General features: G+C 48.1%; 1 protein-coding gene and 3 rRNA genes (1 of these 4 only partly in view). All 4 read right to left on the bottom strand.

From position 1 onward, the window contains the following. Positions 1-157: 157 nt before the first annotated feature. On the bottom strand, positions 158-1,588 hold the full coding sequence (locus AKL11_RS09585; protein WP_067516787.1) for a M20/M25/M40 family metallo-hydrolase: 1,431 nt from the start codon (positions 1,586-1,588) through the stop codon (positions 158-160). Positions 1,589-1,741: 153 nt separating this feature from the next. Continuing rightward, positions 1,742-1,857 (bottom strand): 5S ribosomal RNA (gene rrf, locus AKL11_RS09580). Positions 1,858-1,927: 70 nt separating this feature from the next. Continuing rightward, positions 1,928-2,043 (bottom strand): 5S ribosomal RNA (gene rrf / locus AKL11_RS09575). Positions 2,044-2,230: 187 nt separating this feature from the next. After that, positions 2,231-4,660, bottom strand: a 23S ribosomal RNA gene (locus AKL11_RS09570); it runs 628 nt beyond the window's last position.

Below are 4,660 nucleotides of genomic sequence, written 5' to 3'. Positions count from 1 at the left end.
TAGTGATGATAGCTGGATCAGTTATGTTGGAAACCGATTTCATGATGATCGTACAGGTGGAAACTATGAGGAAACAGTAGTTCAAAATTCCTGAGCCGGCTCGTAATGGATTAACTGATTGATCGGTTAGTCAGTTTATATGATTTCAAATGATCAACTACTTACCAGGATTCCCTGAAGATCGAATCAGCGACTTCGACAACTCCAATGCTGTGTTGATGCTGTCAACGGATATCCTCTCATTAGTGCCATGAATGGAGCCAACCAGTTTCATATGAAGGGTAAAGGGGTGAAACCGGTATATATTGTCAGACACAGGCGCATAGTGCGGACTATCAGTGGTTGCAGTGAGCATACCGGGCACCACCACAGTCTCTGGCAATACCTTATTGATGGCTGTCTTAAGATGACCATAACCCGGTGCTGTCATATCAGCAATCGGCGGTCCTTTCTTCCAGCCCTTGGCAACAATTTCAATAGTCTCATCATCGATCAATGCTTTTACATCACTGATCAATTGCTCAACGGAGGTTCCTGGCAATAAACGGAAATTGACTTTTGCTTCCGCCGTCTGAGAAATAACATTCTCTTTGATACCTGCATTCACCATCGTCACCGCTGTTGTAGTACGCACCATGGACTGACTGGTTTTCTCATCTCCCATAACAGAAAGGAGAATCGGCTTACTGAGCCATTGGTTGCGCATCATAAAACCATTGATACCCCCTATATGTTCACCCATTTCTTTCAACATATCTGCAACCGGTTTCACCAAACGAGCTTTGAACGGTTTTTCATGCAGCGTTGTTAACGCCTTACTCAGGTTAACAATGGCGTTGTTTTTTACCGGCATGGAAGAGTGACCACCATCACCAGAGGCTTTTAATGTAAGGGTTACATAGTTTTTCTCAGCCAAACCAATCATAGCCACAGGGTTGCCAGGTAAAAGTGGATGACCATTTACGACTAGACCACCTTCACCAACAACGTATTCAAAGTCATACCCCTGTTTTTTGAGATACGAAGCAATATTGGCAGCACCATCATTTCCACCTATTTCCTCATCATGACCAAAGGAGAAGACCAATGTCCGTTCAGGCTCATAATCATCAACTAAAAGCGACTCAACCGCTTCAAAAGTTGAAATTACAGAGGCCTTGTCGTCCAGTGCACCACGTCCCCATAGATAGCCTTCAGCGACAACACCTGCAAACGGGTCATGCTGCCAGTCTTCTTCTGTTCCGGGTTCAATAGGGACAACATCATAGTGGGCGTCAAACAGAACAGGAGGGATTGAGGAATCTTTGCCCTCCCAAATATATACAAGACTGTAGTCTGCTATTACGGTTTTCTTAAGATGTTGATGCACCAATGGGTATGTATTCTCAAGGAACCGATGAAAATCTAGAAATACATCATAATCAATAGCATCAAGGTTTTGATGGCTGACGGTTTGATAACGGATAGCCTGCGAAAGGTTTTCAACCATGGGTGAGTGTGTAGTGGCTTGCACTGAAGACAAAAGAGACAAAAGAGACAAAAGAGACAAACCGGAAATAACGGCTACAAGTAATGATCGCTTATACATCAAGCATTCCTTTTTCTAATTATTTTTATCTGGTGATTGTGGCTGCATGATAGGGCATAAGCCATGGAAAACTCAATGACTGTTGGAAATCACTATTTACGAACTACAACGAAAAAAGCCCTGATAGATACCTATCAGGGCTTTATATTTTATGTCTGAAAATGACCTACTCTCACATGGGGAAGCCCCACACTACCATCGGCGATGCATCATTTCACTGCTGAGTTCGGGATGGGATCAGGTGGTTCTAATGCTCTATGTTTCTCAGACTAAATCGTGTCTTAGAGCAATTGGCTCTGAGATCAAAACAGCCTTGAGCGAACTCAAGGGTAATTTAGTGCCTGGCGATGACCTACTCTCACATGGGGAAGCCCCACACTACCATCGGCGATAAGTCATTTCACTGCTGAGTTCGGGATGGGATCAGGTGGTTCTAACTTTCTATGGTCGCCAGGCGTAACTTGCTTGAGYAAATGATTGATTAATCACTTACTCTGGAATCCTGTCTATTTAAGCTGAATCTTGTTCTTGCTAAACACTCTATATTGCCACGGATGGCATGTATGCTAGCAATGCAGGAGAAATTGCTAGTGCTCGCGTATGGCTGTGTATCTCTACACTTCTAAATCGCTTTGGCGTTATATGGTCAAGCCGCACGAGTCATTAGTATTGGTTAGCTCAATGCCTCACAGCACTTACACACCCAACCTATCAACGTCATAGTCTTTAACGGCTCTTCAGGGGCATCTAGTGCCCAGGGAAGTCTCATCTTGAAGGGGGCTTCCCGCTTAGATGCTTTCAGCGGTTATCCCGTCCGAACATAGCTACCGGGCAATGCGTCTGGCGACACAACCCGAACACCAGTGGTCCGTCCACTCCGGTCCTCTCGTACTAGGAGCAGCTCTTCTCAAACTTCCAACGTCCACGGCAGATAGGGACCGAACTGTCTCACGACGTTCTAAACCCAGCTCGCGTACCACTTTAAATGGCGAACAGCCATACCCTTGGGACCGGCTTCAGCCCCAGGATGTGATGAGCCGACATCGAGGTGCCAAACACCGCCGTCGATGTGAACTCTTGGGCGGTATCAGCCTGTTATCCCCGGAGTACCTTTTATCCGTTGAGCGATGGCCCTTCCATTCAGAACCACCGGATCACTATGACCTACTTTCGTACCTGCTCGAGATGTACCTCTCGCAGTCAAGCTGGCTTGTGCCATTACACTAACCGTACGATGTCCGACCGTACTTAGCCAACCTTCGTGCTCCTCCGTTACTCTTTGGGAGGAGACCGCCCCAGTCAAACTACCCACCACACAATGTCCCCGATCCCGTTTCAGGACCTGGGTTAGAACYYCAATATTGCCAGGGTGGTATTTCAAGATTGGCTCCACRMKAACTAGCGTCMWCGCTTCAAAGCCTCCCACCTATCCTACACAAGCAACATCAAAATCCACTGTGAAGCTATAGTAAAGGTTCACGGGGTCTTTCCGTCTAGCCGCGGATACGCTGCATCTTAACAGCGATTTCAATTTCACTGAGTCTCGGGTGGAGACAGCGTGGCCATCGTTACGCCATTCGTGCAGGTCGGAACTTACCCGACAAGGAATTTCGCTACCTTAGGACCGTTATAGTTACGGCCGCCGTTTACTCGGGCTTCGATCAAGAGCTTCTCCACTCTCCTAAAAGAGGGATAACCCCATCAATTAACCTTCGAGCACCGGGCAGGCGTCACACCGTATACGTCCACTTTCGTGTTTGCACAGTGCTGTGTTTTTAATAAACAGTCGCAGCCACCTGGTATCTTCGACCAGCCTCAGCTTACGGAGCAAGTCCGATCACCAAAGCCGGCGCACCTTCTCCCGAAGTTACGGTGCCATTTTGCCTAGTTCCTTCACCCGAGTTCTCTCAAGCGCCTTGGTATTCTCTACCTGACCACCTGTGTCGGTTTGGGGTACGGTCCCTTTTGACCTGAAGCTTAGAAGTTTTTCCTGGAAGCATGGCATCAATCACTTCAGTTCCGTAGAACCTCGTCATCAATTCTCGGCCTTGAGGACCCGGATTTGCCTGGGTCCCCAGCCTACGATCTTAAACGCGGACAACCAACGCCGCGCTGACCTAGCCTTCTCCGTCACTCCGTCGCAGTCAAAAGGGGTACAGGAATATTGACCTGTTTCCCATCGATTACGTCTTTCGACCTCACCTTAGGGGCCGACTCACCCTGCGCCGATTAACGTTGCGCAGGAACCCTTGGTCTTCCGGCGGGGGAGCTTCTCACTCCCCTTGTCGTTACTCATGTCAGCATTCGCACTTCTGATACCTCCAGCATACCTCCCGATACACCTTCAACGGCTTACAGAACGCTCCTCTACCGCTTCAGTGGTCAGTTTTCAGTTGTTGGTTGTCAGTTTTGCTCAGAGTTATTGGAAACTCTTGTGCAAACCAACCAACATTTTACTGTGTTTGCAGTTTTTAAACTTACAACTGCTAACTAACAACTGAAAACTGACCACTGAAACCCGTAGCTTCGGTGTCTAGTTTGAGCCCCGTTAAATCTTCCGCGCGAGCCGACTCGACCAGTGAGCTATTACGCTTTCTTTAAAGGGTGGCTGCTTCTAAGCCAACCTCCTGGCTGTCTGGGCCTTCTCACATCGTTTCCCACTTAACTAGAACTTTGGGACCTTAGCTGACGGTCTGGGTTGTTTCCCTTTCCACGACGGACGTTAGCACCCGCCGTGTGTCTCCCGTGATTGCACTCATTRGTATTCGGAGTTTGCATGGGGTTGGTAAGTCGGGATGACCCCCTAGCCCAAACAGTGCTCTACCCCCAATGGTGATACACGAGGCGCTACCTAAATAGCTTTCGAGGAGAACCAGCTATCTCCGGGCTTGATTAGCCTTTCACTCCTATCCACAAGTCATCCGCTAGCTTTTCAACGATAGTCGGTTCGGTCCTCCAATTGATGTTACTCAATCTTCAACCTGCCCATGGATAGATCGCCCGGTTTCGGGTCTAATCCCAGCGACTCGACGCCCTATTAAGACTCGGTTTCCCTACGGCTCCCCTATACGG

Origin of the sequence: Endozoicomonas ascidiicola (assembly GCF_001646945.1) — a bacterium.
Classification (GTDB): Bacteria; Pseudomonadota; Gammaproteobacteria; order Pseudomonadales; family Endozoicomonadaceae; genus Endozoicomonas; species Endozoicomonas ascidiicola.
The sequence above is the reverse complement of the archived record's forward strand: the minus strand, read 5'-3'. Positions and strand labels throughout refer to the sequence as shown.

Bases quoted from the DNA above. Each gene is read 5' to 3' on its own strand.
- AKL11_RS09585 (WP_067516787.1), bottom strand. From the start codon at position 1,588: ATGTATAAGCGATCATTACTTGTAGCCGTTATTTCCGGTTTGTCTCTT.